The 18,742-nt window shown below is 38.4% G+C and carries 18 protein-coding genes and 1 other annotated feature; of the genes, 2 read left to right on the forward strand and 16 right to left on the reverse strand.

Features of this window, described 5'->3' with window-relative positions:
* Nucleotides 1–26 precede the first annotated feature (26 nt).
* Nucleotides 27–851: an HAD family hydrolase gene (locus tag CS931_RS07645; RefSeq protein WP_159459768.1), complete on the forward strand. Its 825-nt coding sequence runs from the start codon at nucleotides 27–29 to the stop codon at nucleotides 849–851.
* Nucleotides 852–1,284: 433 nt separating this feature from the next.
* Entirely contained in the window at nucleotides 1,285–2,658 is a 1,374-nt protein-coding gene (gene murC / locus CS931_RS07650) for a UDP-N-acetylmuramate--L-alanine ligase (RefSeq protein ID WP_099205196.1), read from the forward strand.
* 163 nt (nucleotides 2,659–2,821) lie between these two features.
* Here the strand turns inward: murC and rplL are convergent, their stop codons facing one another.
* The 16 genes from rplL to CS931_RS07730 form a co-directional block, all read right to left on the reverse strand.
* Nucleotides 2,822–3,196: a 50S ribosomal protein L7/L12 gene (rplL, locus tag CS931_RS07655; RefSeq protein WP_099205197.1), complete on the reverse strand. Its 375-nt coding sequence runs from the start codon at nucleotides 3,194–3,196 to the stop codon at nucleotides 2,822–2,824.
* A gap of 24 nt (nucleotides 3,197–3,220) precedes the next feature.
* A complete protein-coding gene (gene rplJ, locus CS931_RS07660) occupies nucleotides 3,221–3,754 on the reverse strand; it encodes a 50S ribosomal protein L10 (protein ID WP_099205198.1) in 534 nt (177 codons plus the stop codon).
* 20 nt (nucleotides 3,755–3,774) lie between these two features.
* Nucleotides 3,775–3,915 (reverse strand) — a sequence feature (ribosomal protein L10 leader region).
* 40 nt (nucleotides 3,916–3,955) lie between these two features.
* Nucleotides 3,956–4,648 carry a 50S ribosomal protein L1 gene (gene rplA, locus CS931_RS07665; RefSeq protein ID WP_099205199.1) on the reverse strand — a complete coding sequence of 231 codons (693 nt, stop codon included), beginning with the start codon at nucleotides 4,646–4,648 and terminating at the stop codon, nucleotides 3,956–3,958.
* Nucleotides 4,649–4,700: 52 nt separating this feature from the next.
* On the reverse strand, nucleotides 4,701–5,126 hold the full coding sequence (rplK, locus tag CS931_RS07670) for a 50S ribosomal protein L11 (RefSeq protein ID WP_099205200.1): 426 nt from the start codon (nucleotides 5,124–5,126) through the stop codon (nucleotides 4,701–4,703).
* Nucleotides 5,127–5,246: 120 nt separating this feature from the next.
* Nucleotides 5,247–5,774, reverse strand: a complete 528-nt coding sequence (nusG, locus tag CS931_RS07675) for a transcription termination/antitermination protein NusG (protein WP_099205201.1) — start codon at nucleotides 5,772–5,774, stop codon at nucleotides 5,247–5,249.
* Nucleotides 5,775–5,811: 37 nt separating this feature from the next.
* Complete coding sequence (secE, locus tag CS931_RS07680) at nucleotides 5,812–6,078, reverse strand: preprotein translocase subunit SecE (RefSeq protein WP_099205202.1); 267 nt, start codon at nucleotides 6,076–6,078, stop codon at nucleotides 5,812–5,814.
* Nucleotides 6,079–6,094: 16 nt separating this feature from the next.
* A complete protein-coding gene (gene rpmG, locus CS931_RS07685; protein ID WP_099205203.1) occupies nucleotides 6,095–6,244 on the reverse strand; it encodes a 50S ribosomal protein L33 in 150 nt (49 codons plus the stop codon).
* 203 nt (nucleotides 6,245–6,447) lie between these two features.
* The gene (locus tag CS931_RS07690) at nucleotides 6,448–7,992 is read right to left on the reverse strand and encodes a lipopolysaccharide biosynthesis protein (RefSeq protein ID WP_099205204.1); all 1,545 of its coding nucleotides are present in this window, start codon (nucleotides 7,990–7,992) and stop codon (nucleotides 6,448–6,450) included.
* 54 nt (nucleotides 7,993–8,046) lie between these two features.
* Complete coding sequence (locus CS931_RS07695; protein ID WP_099205205.1) at nucleotides 8,047–8,937, reverse strand: glycosyltransferase family 2 protein; 891 nt, start codon at nucleotides 8,935–8,937, stop codon at nucleotides 8,047–8,049.
* A 44-nt stretch (nucleotides 8,938–8,981) separates the two neighbouring features.
* The gene (locus CS931_RS07700; protein WP_159459769.1) at nucleotides 8,982–10,085 is read right to left on the reverse strand and encodes a glycosyltransferase; all 1,104 of its coding nucleotides are present in this window, start codon (nucleotides 10,083–10,085) and stop codon (nucleotides 8,982–8,984) included.
* Nucleotides 10,057–11,532: an O-antigen ligase family protein gene (locus CS931_RS07705; protein ID WP_099205207.1), complete on the reverse strand. Its 1,476-nt coding sequence runs from the start codon at nucleotides 11,530–11,532 to the stop codon at nucleotides 10,057–10,059. Before CS931_RS07705 ends, CS931_RS07700 begins: the two co-directional genes overlap by 29 nt.
* 71 nt (nucleotides 11,533–11,603) lie before the next feature.
* Nucleotides 11,604–12,671 (reverse strand): glycosyltransferase, encoded by a 1,068-nt coding sequence (locus CS931_RS07710; RefSeq protein WP_099205208.1) that lies wholly within the window; start codon nucleotides 12,669–12,671, stop codon nucleotides 11,604–11,606.
* Between the two features lie 71 nt (nucleotides 12,672–12,742).
* The gene (locus tag CS931_RS07715) at nucleotides 12,743–13,825 is read right to left on the reverse strand and encodes a glycosyltransferase family 2 protein (RefSeq protein WP_159459770.1); all 1,083 of its coding nucleotides are present in this window, start codon (nucleotides 13,823–13,825) and stop codon (nucleotides 12,743–12,745) included.
* Between the two features lie 16 nt (nucleotides 13,826–13,841).
* Nucleotides 13,842–14,975, reverse strand: a complete 1,134-nt coding sequence (locus CS931_RS07720) for a glycosyltransferase family 4 protein (RefSeq protein ID WP_099205210.1) — start codon at nucleotides 14,973–14,975, stop codon at nucleotides 13,842–13,844.
* A gap of 308 nt (nucleotides 14,976–15,283) precedes the next feature.
* Complete coding sequence (locus tag CS931_RS07725; protein ID WP_099205211.1) at nucleotides 15,284–16,060, reverse strand: DUF7674 family protein; 777 nt, start codon at nucleotides 16,058–16,060, stop codon at nucleotides 15,284–15,286.
* A 147-nt stretch (nucleotides 16,061–16,207) separates the two neighbouring features.
* Nucleotides 16,208–18,727 carry an SH3 domain-containing protein gene (locus CS931_RS07730; protein ID WP_159459771.1) on the reverse strand — a complete coding sequence of 840 codons (2,520 nt, stop codon included), beginning with the start codon at nucleotides 18,725–18,727 and terminating at the stop codon, nucleotides 16,208–16,210.
* Nucleotides 18,728–18,742: the final 15 nt, after the last annotated feature.

An 18,742-nucleotide genomic window follows, 5' to 3' on the forward strand; every position in this document is an offset into this window, starting at 1 on the left:
ATGAAAAAAGAATCGAGGGTGTCAAGTTGAAATTATTTGCATTTGATTTAGATGGAACGACCTTAAAAGAACATATACATATATCAGAAAAAAATCAGGCTGCACTGCAACTTCTCCATGAAAAAAATATCGTTTTAGTCCCATCAACGGGCAGAATTCTTAACTTTATTCCTGAGAGTATATTATCTCTCCCTGGCGTTCGATATTTGATTACGTCAAACGGGGCTGCTGTGTATGATTGTAAGGAGAAAAAACAGATTTATGACAATGCTATGCCCTCTCATAAAGCAGTGGAAATACAAAAAATATTAGACAAATACGACGTCTATATGGAATACTATCACGAAGGCAAAGTCAAGCTTGAGAAAAGATTTCAAATGCTTGATTATCAAGCTCTTGGTATTCCCAGCGACCGTATCATCTTCTTTCAAAAGCAATATGAGATGATTGATAGTTATTTAGAGGAGCTTACCGTTCATGGTATGAAACCTGAAAAAATAAATTTGCCTTTTATAAAAAGCGATATCTATGAAGCACTATGGCAAGACTTGCAAACTGTAGAAGGAATTCATTTAACCTCATCGGTGAAAGGCAATATTGAAATTAATGATATCTCTTGCCACAAGGGCAACGCTTTGAAATTTTTATCAGATTATCTGCACATGATACCCAAAGATGTTATGGCTATTGGTGATAACGGAAACGACATTGAAATGCTAGCCTTTGCAGGAATTTCAGTTGCAATGGGTAATGCTACCCCAGAAGCAAAACAAATCGCAAAGTATGAAACGGATAATTGTTCAGAGGATGGACTTGCGACAGCAATCACACGTTTTTCTGGCCTGTTTTAAAGCTTTCTATCTGTAAATCATTCTATAGACTGTTAGGTGTATCCTTATCCCTAACAGTCTATCTTTATGCTCTTTAAAGTTTAGCCCTGTACATTAAATATACGAAAAACTCATAGCACCTGTAAATTCATAAATGTCTTTATTTTTTATGAAAATAATGTTATAATATAGGCAATTCTTTCATATAAATTAATTTGAGATAAAACAAAGAGCGCCCCTTTAAATATAATTTTTTATTTCCTACAAAATTATCATAGAATTTATACTTTTGGTCATGATATAAATCAATGACCATACTTATTTTCTGAATAAAAACACGATTACACTTTCACCGTGTTGCAAATATTTGCTGATACAAATATTGCCCCACAACGATTGAATCTATGATACAGTGCAACTTTATATTATATTGAGAACGCCTAAAGGAGTCATTATGAAACATAGTATTTTAGATACTGCAAAAAAAGTACATTTTATTGGAATTGGCGGTTCGGGGATGTGCCCTATGGCCGAAATGTTATATAAAAGAGGCTACATCATCACAGGTTCAGACTTATATGAATCCGAAACGCTAGATCGTGTGCGAGCTCTTGGTATTCCAGTGACTGTTGGACACGCTGCTGAAAATGTTGGAGATGCTGAAATTGTAGTGTATACTGCTGCAGCTAGAAAAGATAACCCAGAGATTTTAGAGGGTAACCGTCGTGGATTAGCTGTTATGGAGCGTTCTGTTATGCTAGGTCTCATCACTGACCAATTTGCAAAATCAGTCGCAATATCCGGCACTCACGGCAAAACGACAACCACTGCTCTAATCACTCAAATTTTAGTCGAATCTGGTCTTGATCCCAATGCTATTATTGGTGGCAAACTGCCGCTTATCGGTGGTAATTGCCGTGTTGCTGACACTGATTACATGGTATGTGAAGCTTGCGAATATGTCGATACTTTCTTACAGCTCCATCCTCATATTTCTGTAATCACCAATATTGATGCGGATCATCTTGACTACTTTAAAACTTTAGATAATATCATCAAATCTTTTCACCAGTTTGCTTCTCAAACCTCAAATATTGTTGTTGTCAATGGCGATAATTTAAATTCTATGAAAAGCATTGAAAAAATAGAAAATGCTAAGATTGTCACTTTTGGTTTTAAGGATACAAATGACTACTATCCTTTAGACATGAACGAAGAACCAACTGCTTGCGAAGACTTCACCCTTATGCACCACGGCGAAAAATTAGGGCGTGTTGAGCTAAAAGTCCCTGGTGAACACAACTTGTTTAATGCTCTTGCAGCTGCAGCTGTTGGCGATATTCTTGGTGTTTCCGGTGAACAAATCTGCCGTTCTTTGGGTAATTTCACAGGTGTTCACCGTCGTTTTGAGATTCTAGGCGAATTTAACGGTGTCACCATTGCTGATGACTTTGCTCACCACCCCACAGAGTTAACGGCTGTATTGTCTTCTGCCATGAAAATGGGCTATCAAAAAGTTTGGGCAGTCTTTCAACCCCACACCTATTCTCGTACGTATGACCATTTAGATGAATTTGCAGAAGCACTGTCTATATCTGACCGTGTTGTAATGAGTGAAATCCTAGCTGTGCGTGAAGAAAATGTTTACGGCATTAAAACCGCTGATTTAGCTGAAAAAATATCTAACAGCGTGTGGTTTGATGGTTTTGATGAAATCTCGGATTATGTCATTGAACAAGCACAGCCAGGTGATTTAATTTTAACACTAGGCGGCGGCGATATTTACAAATGTGCAAATATGATTGTAGATAAATACAAGAAAAAATGAGGCTATCAATTTCTTCTAAGACAGCTTATATAAGAACTCTTAAAGTCAACCATCGTTTAATGGTTGACTTTTTTATATAGAAAAACCCACTTGTTTAATCACAAGTGGGTTTTCTATATAAAAAGACAGAATCAAAATTTGATTCTGTCTTTTAAAAACAAACTTATTTAACTTCGACTTCAGCGCCAACTTCTTTAAGTTTTGCAGCAAGAGCTTCTGCATCATCTTTAGAAATGCCTTCTTTAACAGCTTTAGGAGCAGAATCGACCAACTCTTTAGCTTCTTTCAAACCAAGGCCAACTACATCTTTAACAACTTTGATGACTTTGATTTTCTCGCCACCAGCAGCTTTAAGAATAACATCAAATTCTGTTTTCTCAGCAGCAGCTTCAGCAGCAGGAGCAGCGGCAACAGCAACAGCAGCAGGAGCTGAAGCAGATACGCCAAACTCTTCTTCAAGAGCTTTAACAAGTTCAGAAAGCTCCAAAACGGTGAGAGCCTTTACTTCTTCAATAAGGTTAGTTACTTTTTCTGACATAATGATTACCTCCAAATTTACGTTTTAAGCAGATTCTTTTTGTTCAGCAATAGCATTAAGAGCAATTGCAAGACCACGAATTGTGCCGTTAAGCACATTGGCAAAGCCTTGGATAGGGGCATTCAAGCCGTACAAAGCCTGTGCCACCAAAACTTCTTTTGACGGAAGCTTGGCTAGAGCAACAATACTTGCTTCATCTACGACAGAGCCATCGATGAAACCAGCTTTAACAGAAAATGTTTCTAAATCCTTAGCACATTCAGTTAGAATCTTAGGAGCTGAAACATAGTCGTCTTTCGCAATAGCGATAGCAGTTGTACCTTTAAAAGAGTCATCTAAACCATCAATCCCTACTTCTTTAAAAGCACGAGATAAGACAGAATTCTTTACTACCTTATAAGTACAGCCTGCCTCACGCAGTTGTTTTCTCAGTTTAGTATCTCTCTCAACAGTGATACCACTATAACTGACCAAAACACCCACATTAGCTTCTTTAAGCTGTGCAGAAAGTTCCGCTACTTGAACCTTCTTTTTTTCAAGAACTTTTTCGCTTGGCATTAGTTCACCTCCGAATAACGAATTACAATACAAAACGCCTTCCCTCTACACAAGGAAAGGCGCAAAAAGCTAAGCAATTTGCTTGTTTCTTTCCTCGGCAGGCACGGTTAGACCGTTTATGCAATTGCACCTGCTGTCTTTGGTAAAACAGCTTGTTTATTATATCATGCAAAAGAAAACTTGTCAATCTAAAATTATATTTTAGATATATTTACTTGTTGCAATTCGAACACCAGGACCCATCGTTGCGCTAACAACGCAAGATTTTACATACTGGCCTTTAGCAGCAGCCGGTTTTGCTTTCACAATGGCTTCCATTAAAGTTGAAAAGTTTTCTGCAAGCTTGTCGCCGCCAAAAGAAACTTTACCAATTGGGCAGTGAATGATGTTGGTTTTATCCAAACGATATTCAATCTTACCTGCTTTGGCTTCTTTAACAGCTCTAGCAATGTCAGGAGCAACTGTACCAGCCTTGGGGTTTGGCATCAAACCACGCGGGCCGAGAAGTTTACCCAAACGACCAACAAGACCCATCATATCAGGGGTTGTGATCAGCACATCAAAATCCAACCAGTTTTCAGATTGAATCTTCTGTACCATTTCTTCGCCGCCAACAAAGTCAGCGCCTGCTTCTTTTGCAGCATCAATGTTTGCATCTTTACAGATAGCTAAAACTTTGATATCTTTACCGGTTCCGTTTGGCAAAATGATAGCACCACGAACCTGTTGGTCAGCGTGACGTCCGTCAACACCAAGTTTAACATGCAGTTCAATAGTTTCATCAAATTTTGCAGTACCGGTTTTTACGCACAATTCAAGTGCTTCTTTTGCCTCATATAACTTGGCGCGGTCAAATAATTTGGCTGCGTCAACATATTTTTTTCCATGTTTCATAACGTTTCCTCCAGTGGTAAATATCGGATTTAGGATTCCTCCCACCCGGGAATTAATCCGCGACTTCGATGCCCATGCTTCTTGCTGTACCAGCGATCATGCTCATAGCAGTCTCGATAGTGGCAGCATTCAAGTCCGGCATTTTCTGTTCTGCAATCTTCTGCACTTGTTCGCGGGTTATTTTAGCTACCTTTTTCTTGTTAGGCTCACCAGATGCTTTATCCAGTCCGCAAGCTTTTTTGATTAAAATCGCAGCGGGTGGAGTCTTGGTGATAAAAGTGAAAGAACGATCGGCATAAACCGTGATGACTACCGGAATAATAAGTCCGATATCATTTTTAGTTCTTTCATTAAATTCCTTTGTAAATGCCATAATATTGACACCATGCTGACCCAGTGCAGGACCAACAGGCGGCGCCGGCGTTGCTTTTCCGGCAGGTATTTGAAGCTTAATAAAGCCCGTAACCTTTTGAGCCATTTTTTGCACCTCCAAAATTCGTGGTTAATGGCGATACGACAGTGTAAAAATTCAGCCGTATCTCCCACAGGGAAATTCCCCACATAAAAAGCGAATTCTCGCTAATTACCAATGCATGATTTAATATGAAATTGGTTCTGCTTGGTTCAGTTCAAGATCAGTCGGTGTTTCACGACCAAACATAGAGACCAGCACACGCAAACGATTATTTTCAAGATCGATTTCTTGCACAAGTCCTACATAACCGGCAAGAGGACCGTCAATAATATTGACAGAATCTCCTACTTCGTAGGAAACCTCTACCTGTTTCTTGTTGATGCCAAGGCTCTCCACTTCCGCATCTGTCAGCGGAATTGGTTTGGAAGAAGGTCCCACAAACCCGGTACAACCGCGAATATTTCGCACAGCATACCAAGATTCATCCGTCATAATCATTTTCACAATGACATAACTCGGAAAAACCTTACGTTCCACTTCTTTTCTTTTGCTGTCGCTTCCGACCTCAATGACTGTTTCAGTTGGAACTCGCACTTCATAAATTAAATCTTGAAGCTGGCGGTTTTCAACTGTTTTTTCAAGGTTAGATTTCACCTTATTCTCATATCCAGAATAAGTGTGAACAACATACCATTTTGCTTCTTCTGCCACTTGGGTTACCTCCGCTTCATTCAAACGAACAACAAGCTTATCCTGAAACTTTCATCACAAGACTAAGAAGATTCATAAACAGCAGGTCCATCCCGGAAACGAAAAGTCCCAGCAAAACAATTGCGACCAAAACCACACCTGTGCTTTTGAGCACAGCTTTCGGTACGGGCCAAACAATCTTCTTCACTTCAGCTTTTGTGTCACGGAAGAATTTTTTTACTTTGTTAATAAAAGAAAAAAATTTATTTGGTTTCTTGGATTTGCTCTTTTCGCTGGTAGATTGTTTCTTTTCTTTCTCAGCCATTTCAAATCCTCCGCTCTTATTTCGTTTCTTTATGCATGGTGTGTTTCTTGCAGAACTTGCAATATTTGTTCATTTCAAGTCTGTCTGGATCATTTTTCTTGTTCTTTTTGGTAACATAGTTTCTCTGTTTGCATTCAGAACAAGCCATTGTAACTCTAACTCTCATTTCGGCACCTCCCGGTTTACGGAAAAAATTTGGGGAACTTTACCCCGGCCTCCCTCAAAAGTGGCATAAAAAAATAACCTCTTTGAGGTATTAATAGTATATCATAGGTTGTCTTGCGCTGTCAACCAAAATTTTAGCGTTTATATCGCAAATTAATTTAAAAACTGCTGCAAACTTTTTTTCCTTTGCAGCAGTTTTTTGTCTTACAGACGGTCAGCAAATGAACTTTTTTTTATAAATTTTCTTGTTATTTTTGATATTATACCGCCAAATATTTCTTTTTCATACGAATTCATAATAAAGAACCACAATCCAAGCGCGTAAATTATCACATATATAATAATTTTGATTAATAAGCCAAAATAAGAATTTGGCAATGGAACTTGATTGAGCAGTACACCCCCAAAACCAGTCACCACGCTGAATAAGATAATAGGAGCAACTTCTTTCCAATATCGCCCAATCTCTAGCTTCATTTCTTTTTTATAATAGATATTCAAAATAATATTCGAAACTAGACAAGCAATGCCGGTTACTAACGCAGCACCAACCGCTCCAAATTCTCTTGCTACAGGAATGGCAATCAGAATACTAACAACAGCGATAACTAAAAATGAAATAGAACGAAAAGCAAGTTTATTAGAAGCCTGTAAGATGGTAATGCCTATATTTTGAATCAGGTCAATTGTAATTGGCGCAATTAAGAACAGTACAATCCAGTAAGCATCTGCATAACTTTTCTCCAACCAAAGACCAATAAATTGCTGACCAAAGACAGTAAACCCGCTCAGCACGCAAAACATCAATAACGCTTGTATACGGCCGATTCGAATCAACATATCCGAGAGTTCTTTCGGCGGTGCATTATGTGTCACACGTTCGGTTACATTCGGCAGAAAAACACTGGTAATGGCGGTAGAAAGTGATTGATAGTTGAGAAAAATAGTCAAGGCTGCTCCATACATACCGACTGCGGCAGTGCTCACCGCAACATTCATAATCACCTTATTGCTTTGCCAAAACACCTGATCCATAAGGGCTCCGATGAATGTATACATTGAAAATTGAAGCATACTTCTAAATAATCCGCTGTCAAAATGGTGAAAACGAATTTTCATATTCAGTTTACGCAGGCAATAATAAATTTGCGCTAAGATGATGGCAATGTTTAGACCGGTCTGCACAGCGACAATCCCCATGGCCGTTGGCATGTGCGAGAGAACCAAAATCAAAAAAACAGGTTGCGTCACAATCTGTATAAGCGTAATAAGTCTAAGAAAAATAAATTTCTCATACGAAATGATAACTGCGTTGAATATTTTGGTGGGAATCGTAATTGCCATATTAAAAATGACAACAATTAAAATTTGTCTGGCTCTTACAATCATTTCTTGAGACATATCTCCAGAAAGAACCGGGTCAAAGATATGATATAAAATCACGCCTGCTATGATAATCAAGACTGTGATTACACTATAAATCATGGTCGAGAGAGACAAGACATTTTCCATATTCTCTCGATTATTTTCCGCTTTATATTTGGAATAGTAGCGGATAATGGTTGCTGACAATCCAAAATCCATGATAGAAAGATAAGCTGTGAAACTCCCAATTAATTGATAAAGACCATATTCATCTTCGCCCAAAAAGTGGATAAACAAGGGAACATAAACAAATCCTAATACCAACTGAAATAGCAGGGTAATATAGGATAAGACAACCCCCACTTTTCTCTGACTTTTATCCATATGGCCACCTGACGAGTATTCTCGCTCTTCCTCTCTATGTCTTTTTACGTTCCCTTATCGGGGCAGTATCTTATCTTTTATGCTTTTCAAACAGCGAGATACCGTCAACGTTGCTTTAGAAACACCAAGCTCTTCTGCAATCTGTGCTGTTGTTTGACCAAGTTTTTTAGCCGTTCTTTCATATGCCGCATAACAGCCCAATCGGCGCAATCCTCTAATATCCAAATTCTCTAAGTCGCTTTTTAGCGCAAGTAAATAGCCTCTAGGATTTCGCTCTAGTAATTGGATTGATTGATATGTTAAGCCATCCTCTAGGTATTCCCCAATATAAATAATATCGTCATACCAGCGGATATGATAGCCAGCTTTGCCTAAAGCAAACCAGACAATCGATTCTGACACAAAGCGTTCTTCCGGAAAAACAGGAAAAGGAAATTGTCTTAAGATATCCGTATAAAAAGCTTCTGCCTTATCCCCGCTAATGCCATGCTCTGAACGTCGTTGTGAGGTTGCATCGGCATAAGCTTTGCCCGAGCCGGTACCAATCATTTTTTCAGATGTATACCCTCTAGCTCCTGCCACACCACAAAATTTGATAGAAAAATCGCTTGGTAAAGCTTTTTCCCATTGTAATATCTTTTCTATAGCATCCGGCAAAAGATAATCGTCACTATCTACAATAAAAAAGAGTTTACCGTTCGCTTTTTCAATTCCCAGATTAATAGCTGTATGTTTACCTCCATTTTCTTTTTGTATATAGCGAACAGCAAAGTCATTTTTGTCTTGTTCCCATTTGGTTAGCAAAGATTCTGTTTGATCAGATGAACCATCATCCACCACAAGCCACTCAAAGTCTTTATTTATTTGTTCTTGTAGGGAACGATATAATCTCTCAAGCGTCGCTGAACGATTATAGGTTGGCGTGAATACTGTGACTGCTGCCAAAACCGTCTCCCCTTTCCCTCTGTTTTATATTCTTCACTACAATCTTATAGTAACTCTTCTACCTTTTTTATCGTGTCCTCTAATGAAAAAATGTTGCCCCGTTGCTGTGCTTTCTGCTTCATTTCTTCTAAAAAATCTCTGTCCGTCAACATTTTTTTCATGCCTAAATAGATTCCATCTACCGAATTCTCGACCATCAGGCCATATTCCCCCTGATTTAGCAAATCTTTTGGCCCGCCACAATCGGTTGAAACAACCGGAAGCCCTAAAACCAAGGCTTCTGCCACTACAAGAGAATATCCCTCCATCCGAGACGAGCAAACGAAGACATCACATTGATTCATAACAGCATAAGGGTTATCTAAAAAACCTATAAAATGTACCTGTCCTTGCAGCTGCAAAGTTTCTGCTTGTTTTTGCAATGCTTCTTTTTCAGAACCTTCTCCTAGAATCAATAAATCGAAATCTGGAAATTCTTTCGCCAATCGAGCGGCGGCTTCAAGTAATCTGTCAATACCTTTAGGCGGTACCAACCTCCCCACTGTGCAAAAAGCAAATCGGTCTTTTTTTTCATATAGCGATGTATTTTCTGAAGCTTTGTGCAAAATAGTGTGCCTGTCAATTGGATTGTATAAAACCATCGGTTCTTTCTCTGGCGAAACTTTCTCTATAAAAGCGCTTTTGGCCTCTTGCGAAACACAAACAACATGATGGAAACGGTCGTAACAATCCTTCTCAGAATTTTTACTATAAAAGCCAGATTCCTTATCCGTCAAACCTAAAACATCGGTATGAATCCAAGCAATATTATTTACACCAGAAGAGGCCGCACTGGCAAGACGATTACAAGGGCCTTCTAGAAATCCGATTTCAACATCATAGCCGTCTTTCACCCACAACTCATGCACCCAGCTTGCAGGCAAATATTTGAGAAGGCGGTATACAATACTCTTTTTGATGCGGCTGGGTTTTTTGACAATGGTTTCGTATTGTATGCGCTTATCCAATTGGCTACGGTAAACACCTTCGTCAAAAATAGTCTGCACTGTGATTTCATGATGTTCACATAGGTGATTCACTAATGTCAGCAGAACTTTTTCCGCTCCTCCACCACCAAGATTATTGATGAGAAACAGTATCTTCTTCACTCGGCTCTGCCTCCTTATCTTGTCGAACCCAGGCAAGAAAATAGCCAAGATAAGTCCAGAATATAAATACAACAAATAGGAACATAAATCCAACTAAAAGGGAGTCAAATAGATTTTCTACCATTAAGCTCGCCAGCAGTGAAAACAAAATGCTGGGAAGTAGGAAATCTTGCTTTGTGGCTCGCTTTTTCCACAAAAACTGAAAACCAGTCAAGATAACCAAGAGAAAAAATCCTATGAAAGCCAATAGTGGCAAAATTCCCCCACTTACTAATATTTGCAAGTAAATATTGTGCATATTAGAAGCCATTTTTGGTGTTGCCCGCAAAAATTGTTTTGACAGATGCGGCTTTACTTCCTCTAAAACATTAGCATTACCGACACCAGTCATTATATTTTGAGAAGCAACCTTAAAGCCTGCTGTCCAGATCACAAAGCGGCCATTAGAGACGTCTTCGGTCAAATATTCGCGATCCGTTTCTACTGGTTTAAATTGTTTCTTTTCCTCTGGATCCAGTATATTAGTTAAACTTTTTAAATTTAAGCTCTCCTGCACATAAGCCAAGCCTGCTGGTAAATAACTGACACCCGTCTTGATGATTCTTTCTGAACCCACTACCGTAGAAGCACCCAAGAGCAGAATTAGCATCATGCTCAACACTTTGACTCTCTTTTTTTGAATTGTATGGACCAAATAGTGAATGCCATAGAAGAACAAAAACACTAAAACAAAAACAATTAAGGCCACCATAACTGAACGTGAGTTAGAAAGATAGAGAACGATAAACTGCAAAAGAATATTGAAAATTGTAAATTTTTCAAATGGAGATTTTTCTTTTGTCGCAGACAGCGACTTGTTTTTTTGTGATAAAGTCAAAATCACAAAAGAAGCAACAATAGACAGAAAGCTAATCAACGCTCCCGTATTTGGGTTACCAAAAATGCCGAATAAGCGGTTTTCAAATACCCCAATCCAATAATCTCGGCCATCAACTGTATACGTCATCTCGACATTCGTCATAAAAATAAGGAAAGATAAAAAAGAAAAGAGAAAAGACAGAAAAATAAAGACAGATGAAAGTACGCTTAACTCTTCTTTAATTTTTTCTTTACTTTGATCAGGAGACACATACATAAATAAAAACAAAAAAACAATTAGATAAAACCAGTCAATCAAATTCCTAGAAAAATTTTGAGAATAGTTCGCCACAACTCCGATGAGAGAAGCTCCTAAGAAGACAAATAACGAAAGATAAAACTTACTTTTATGAATGGTTCTATCTCGAAAAGCAGTGACAGCAGTGACAACCAACCCCCACAAAAGAAAGACTTTCAACAATTGCCCGCTAATTCCCATAGCAAATGGGAAGACATATAAAAAAGTAACCACTAAAAGAACAATTTTATAGTGATAAGAATCCGTAATCCATTTCCAAGCTTTTGACAAACTTTCACACCCTCTTATTCATTTGTTTTGTTTCTCTGTCATTCATCTCGCTATTTCATCAGCCTGAATGACTATTGAAACAATTCTTCAATCCCTCTTATTCTATCTTGCTGACCAAAAAAGGCACTGGCTCTCTTTTTGGCATTTTGAGTATACTTGTCCAAATTATTCCCTGTTAGTATTTGCACTAAGCCGTTATAAAAAGCGTCTTCAGAATTTTCTGTGATAATACCAGCTTCACTATCAGCGATTAATTCGGCCATGCCAAACACATCTGTTGTCACAATCGGTTTCTCAAGAAAAAGTGCCTCACTTGCTGCCACACTAAAACCTTCTATAAAAGAAGAACAAACAAAGCAATCTGCTCTCTTCAAAAATTTGTAGGGATTTTTTTGAAAACCCCAAAACTTTACAACGGACTGCAACTGATTCATTTCAACAAATTTCTCAAGTTCTTCTCGTTGGTACCCATCTCCCACCAACCAAAGACGAACCGGATAATGACTTTCACAAAGCTTTTTTACTGCTGATAAGAGCCTCAAAAATCCCTTTTCCTCGCTCAAACGGCCAACAGCACACAAGACAGGTACATCGGACGGTTTTTCTTCCACTGCTTCTTCAGAGAATTTTGTGATCTGGGTAAAATCCATCGGATTATACCGCACCAACAACTTGTCCTGATTGGCAAACAGGTGCTGATAATGTTCCTTAACGGCCTGTCCCACAAATATAATTTTGTCGTAGCAATCATTGGCTTCGGGATTTGTCATGTCCAACCCATGCACCCAACAATATTTAGGTGCTTCTTTGTTTTTGGAATGCGCCAAAAGGAGAGTCGGTTCTCCCGCTTGAAAAGCCACCTCATAATCATATTTTTCACGCACAATCCACTTGTAAAGCCATTTTTGTGGAAAATGTGATAACAAAGCAGAAAAGCCTTTAAAATAAAACCCAAATATTTTTTTGACTTTTACGTGTTCGGCAATCTCAAATTTTTGAGGCTCATATCGAAAAAGGCATATAAGCGTAATATCAAATTTTTCAGAATCCATGCCATTGACAATGTCAAGGATTACCCTCTCTACTCCACCCAAATCCAAATGATTGGTCATAAAAAGGATTTTCTTTTTTTCATTCATACTGATAAAGTTTCCTCTCCCAGTCCTTTAAATAAAGCTCTATACGTTCAGTATTTGTTTATTTCTATCCGTTATCCAGTTTGTTTATGACTACGAAATTTTGTCAGCAATCGGTTATAAAGACTACCAAAACGAAATTTCATCAAATACATGAATCTACTATAATGAGCCACAATCGTTATTTTATTGCCATAAATTGCCCTTGCTAACTTGCCAGAAAACCCATTTGAACGGATATGCGATTTCGCTGCGTTTTGCACGCCAGTAACCGCCAAGATATGGCCAATATATGCTTTTTTCTCTTTGTAACTAAACGGACACTCTGGTTTAAATAAATCAATAAAGCACGAATAAGTCCATTTTATATACAGAAATTCTGCTTCCTTTTTATATAAAGGCAATTGCGTTTGCACGTCTTGTGCCCCAATGTAATCAAGAACATGTTGATATAACGTAGTCATAATTTGATGTTTATCGGCTCGATAGGCAGATACCAAACCATCTGTTTGGCTTGCTCTATACAGGTATAATGGTTCCTCTAAAAAAGCAATACTCTGTACTGATTTTAAATATTCTAAGTTGAAAATCAAATCTTCGCCCAATGAAATATTGGGTAAAAAAGAAATGTCATGTCCGCGAATAATACTCATTTTATAAAGCTTATTAACCGGAGAGTGGATGAGTGAACTTCGCAGCAACGACAAGACTTTTTGCACGCAGGCATCTTTATTTGCAAGAACACTGTCTGCTTCTGTAATCACTTCTTCTCGCACCTTTTTGTCGTTGGCATCAAAAAGTATATTTGAAATCCCACACACAACCAAATCAGTTTGATTTTTTTGAGCAGAGGCGAGCATTTTTTCATACATATCCGGTTTTACCGCATCGTCAGAATCCATAAAGACGAGCCATTCTCCGGTTGCATAGGCAAGGCCAGCATTTCTTGCCATAGAAACACCGCCATTTTTTTGATAAATCACTTTTATTCGTTTATCTTTTTCTGCAAGCTGACCGCAAATTTCTGTTGAACCATCCGTAGATCCATCATCCACTAAAATCAGTTCAAAATCCTGTATTGTCTGCGCCAGAATGCAGTTCACTGCCTGTTCAATTTTATCTTTCCTGTTATATATAGGTACAACTACTGATATCACTTTAAATATCTGCCTTTCATGTATGGCTCATATATGGCGTGTAAATTTCTTCCATACGCACAAGCGCATTCTCAAGCGAATATCGCTGTACATCACGAATATTATTCTTAGCCATTCTTTGTCTTTCCGGCAAATTCTCATAAAGAGAAAAAATCTTATCTTGGCAGTCGTCTACGTCACCAGGCATATATAGCCTGCCGTTCTCGCCATCTTGAATTACATCTATTTGTCCTCTAATTTTTGTACAGGCAATCGGCAGCCCACAGGCCATTCCTTCTATCACGCCAATAGGCAGACCCTCTTGCCAACTGGTAGAAACCAAAACATCTGACATGGCACACAGTTCATCAACGTTTCTACAATAGCCGAGAAATCTTGTACAATCTGCAATGCCTAATGTATTGGCACGCTCTTTGCATAGCTCCCAATCTCTGCCCGTACCCACAAGCAGCAGCTTTAGATTTGGAATTCTCCCTTTCAATTTTGATACGGCATTTAATAATAGTTCGTGATTCTTTCTGGGAATAAACTCAGCAACATAAATAAGCACAAAATCGTTTGGTGACAAATTATTTTTTTCGCGAAGTAAATTCTTACGACTTTCATCTACCATAGAAAACCGCTTTAAATCAACGCCTACCCCATCAATTTTATATACACTACCAGCCTTAAAATGCTTGTCAAACGTCAACTGATAATCTTCTTGGTTCAGTGTAATTATACAATCGGTGTACCTTGACAAAAATTTTTCAACAGGATAGTAAAGCATCCAATTTTGTCTAGGTGCTCCTTGATAAAAATGAAATCCATGTGCCGTATATAAGACCTTAGTACCGCTTTTACGCATATTTCTTGCGGCCAGTCTTGTCACAACACCACCTACTGGCGTATGGCAATGCACAATTTCATACTTTTCGGTTTCTATAATTTTTTTTAATTGTTTATACGCCTTCACATTATCCATATGATAAGGAGAGCGATTAAAAGGAATCTTATATTCCTTATCACAGCAAATATTCTCTGGTAAAGGCTCTTCTCCGGCAGAAGCATAGTGAACTTCATATCCTTTGTCCCTAAACCATTTCATATAAGGTAAATTAAATTTTGCAAAGTTACTTGTGTGAGACACAAATAAAACTTTTTCCTTCATACTTTGCAATCCTTTCTTGTCGACAATCTATTTTCAATACAACAATATACAAACAAGCTCTATCTTCTCGTTTTATTTTACCCTATGGCTTTTAAAAATATGCCCGATATATGTAAATGTCTATATCTCAATAAAAGAAAACCATTCGATAACAATGTCTAAATTAGTATTATACAAGGAAATTATTACATTTATATAAATAAAAGGTTAATTATCTTGTGATATAATCCTAAATTGTCATTAAAATAGAAACTCACTGCCCTACTTGCACTTTCAACAAGCAGGGCAGCAAATTCTTAGCAGCAGAATCATTTGTCTAGTCGGTCAACAACCTTTTTTTCTTTTTTCTTTTTTTCAGGCTTAATATTTTTTCCTATCAATTTTCGAGTATATTTTAATTCTGTTTTTAGTTCTTCAGAAACTTTTTCAGAAACCTTTTCAATTGCCTCATTGCTCACAGCGTTTAAGATAGAAATTGTTAAAATGGAACGTACATCCATATCTCCATTCTCATACATATCAGAAAATAAATCGCACAATTTATCAAACAACGAGCTACCATTATATTTTATGACAAAAGCATCACACAACGGTGCCACTTTTTCTTTTGCAAATGTAGCAAAACGAATTTGCCCATAGGTAATGCGCTCGTTTCTAATATCTTCTTTTAGCTCTGGGAAAATATTAGCTAAGCGGTTAATAAAAAATAAAGGGTCAATGCTACGATCGTCTTTTGTTTTTTTCTTCTTTTGCTGAACGAGTTCCACTCGCTTTGGTCCGCTGACAACTTCTAAAAAGTCATTGGCAATGCTTTCAATATCGGCACGAGTTCCATCTGCCTCATCAAAAAGCCAAGTCGAAAGATTGCGCCAATCTCCTGGTTTTTTATCCGCATTCAAAGAAGTTGAACGCAAGAAAAACTGCTTGCCCTTTTGATTATATAAAAGACTATATGCCACATCTTCTGTAACAAAGATAACGGCTTTCCCTTTTTCATCTTCTAAAGGGGTTGGTTCGCTAAAACCTTGAGCTGTCAATACTTCTGCCAGTTTGTCCTTGACAATTTCAAATGCGTTAAAATCCAAACAAATCACTCCACAATGCTTATTATGCAGAATAGTATAGCATGTTTTTCTAGAAAAGTCTATATTTTTGTCATACTGCTCCTAATGCAAAAAAAGCAGGGCTCTTTTCAGAGCAACCTGCTTTTTTCAACTCAATAACTTTATAATTTATCCCAATGCCCAACTTCCAGTCTCACCAGATGCATTATAGGTGAAACCCTTTGGAATATCAAATCCTGGATTAAAAGCATTGTCATAGCTTGCATCGTATCCGCCATAGCAGAAAATTTTAGCTTCGGCTACTCTTCTCTTTACAAGACCAACAATTCTAGAACCGTTCGCTATATTCCACTGCAACAAATTGCTACCAAGCATTTGCTCATCTATATACTGCAAATCAATTGCTCCGCCGATGTTCACACCGCCAGCTTGTACCCAACCAACTTGATTGTTATACTTCACTTGATACCAACGCTGTGAAACACTAGAACTAGATGAAAGGCGAATATCCACTACCGCAGAGCCTTGCACTTCAACTTTTGTCCCATTGGGAACATTGGCAAGTTTCTTCGATGTTGTAGATGTCTCTGCATAGAGAGGCAAATCAATAACATTTAGGGTGCCTGTTGTTGCCCCGTTAAAGGCAGTTGCATTATTTATTACTCTAAAGGTTTCATAGTCTAGCTTAAATACACCGCCACCTAGATTATAAGCAAAACTAACCAAAGCATCAAACTGTTGTTGATTCATGGCGATATCATAGCGAGAGCGATAATTCTCAACGGCAGAAACATAGCCGCCATTATTGACTGAAGCTGTCAAAGAAGCTTTTAATTCTGTTTCTGTCAAATTATTATAGAAAGTCGATTTATCATTGACAACAATACCATAGCCAACTGTCAAAGGAGCACCTGTGCCAATTAAATCGATATACGCTTCTGAGCTTGCTCCCTCACGTGCTGCAATAAAATTAATTATCTTAGAACTAGCAGCGCGTGAATCACGTGAAGTAGTGGTTTCATCTGTCGTGCTGACGATCTTGAACGTATTTTGGGCAGAGGAAGCATTCCAACCGTTGCTGCCCACACGTGAAGAGACAACTACACTATAATTTCCGGCTGTATCAAAGGAGACCGGAATACTAAATACATTTACCGTATTTGGTCCTTGTGTTTCTGTTCTGCTCACACTTGAGGATTCATAAGAAGTGTTGCCATCAGGACCAGAAATGTCAAATTTAACTGCTGTTTTCCCAGTATCTGTCACGGCAATAAGATTAAATGTGCTTCCTGAAGACGGTGTGTTAGAATCTGCATAGGTGAAACGTACCGCTTCTGGATTTTGCACTTTGATGGCGACTGTTCCCACATTGCCTGCATCATCTTTCAAACGAATAGTCGTAGATCCTGTTGATTTCGCATAAATCAATGCTTTACCCGCATCTTGTGAAAATGCAGTAACGGTTGCAATCTCAGGGTTATCACTTACCCAGCTGATTCCCGTTGTAGAACCTTGGATATTTCCTGTTATGTAAAGAGTACGATATTGGCTTATTGTTGCACCAGAAGTTGAAATGGTGACTTTCTTTTGATTTGTTCCCCCATTAGAATTTCCCGGAGTTGGTTCTTGGGGCTGAGGCTGTTCTGTTTCAGGTGTTTTAGGAGTCTCTTCAGCAATATACTCTTTTGTATATTCTGCAGAAACATATCCCTCTTTGCCGCTCTCAGTTTTTACTTTATACCATTTCTTATCTGCTGAAAGTTCAGTTGCTGTCAATATTGCGCCTTGAGCCAGCGTCAGTATTTTTTCGTCAGAAGTAGATGGACCCTTCCTTAAATTTAAAGCATCTGTCGTCTTTAAAGTCAAATTTACGGTTGTTGGAGTTTCTTCCGAATTCTCTCCTGCATTTTCTTCAGGCTCTGATTCTATCGGAGGTGTTTCTTCTTCCAATTCATCGTTTAAATTAATTACAAACTCTGCACTGACATAGCCCACTGTGCCGTTACTCGTCTCAACTTTATACCAATTTCCACTCGTATCTAGCCCCAACGAAGTCAATAGAGTTCCGGTAGGCAACGAATCAATAACTAGGTCTGTGATAGAGGGACCTTCTCTTAAATTCAGAGTGTTTGTTACTTTATCACTCACACGCAAATCTGCTTTTTGTTCTGGAGCAGACGGTGTTGGAGAAGATACTTCGGGTTTGCTTTCAGGCTTAGATTCTGCCTGTGATTCCTCGGTTTCAGGTTCTTTTTCCGGTTCAGAAGCCACTGGTTGTTCTACTTCTTTGGGGGGATCTACCGATTCGCCCTCTGCCAATTCAGCTACACCGAGAGGCTCTCTAGCTTCTGTGTTAACATCTGCCACCTGAGTATCTGTTGCTTCTTGAAAGGTATACTCTTCAATGGTTTGCACCTGTTCTGCAACAGGGATAACCTCTGCCGTAGAAGCTTTCTCTTCTGCTTTAGATGTCTTAGCAGTGCTTTTTGATTTAGAAACCTTTTTTTCCGCTGAAGATGATGAACTGCTCTTTTTAGATTCCTTTTCGCGGTTATCAATTACAGTTGGCCCTGACGACTCTCCTGTAGATACGTCTTCCTTCTCTCCTACTGTACAGCCTGTAATTGTCGAAACAAGCAACAAAGACACAAGCATAATAGAAACCCGTGATAAAATTGTTTTCTTCATGTTTTTTACCGCCTC

Origin of the sequence: Scatolibacter rhodanostii, assembly GCF_900197595.1 — a bacterium.
GTDB classification, from domain to species: Bacteria; Bacillota; Clostridia; order Oscillospirales; family Acutalibacteraceae; genus Scatolibacter; species Scatolibacter rhodanostii.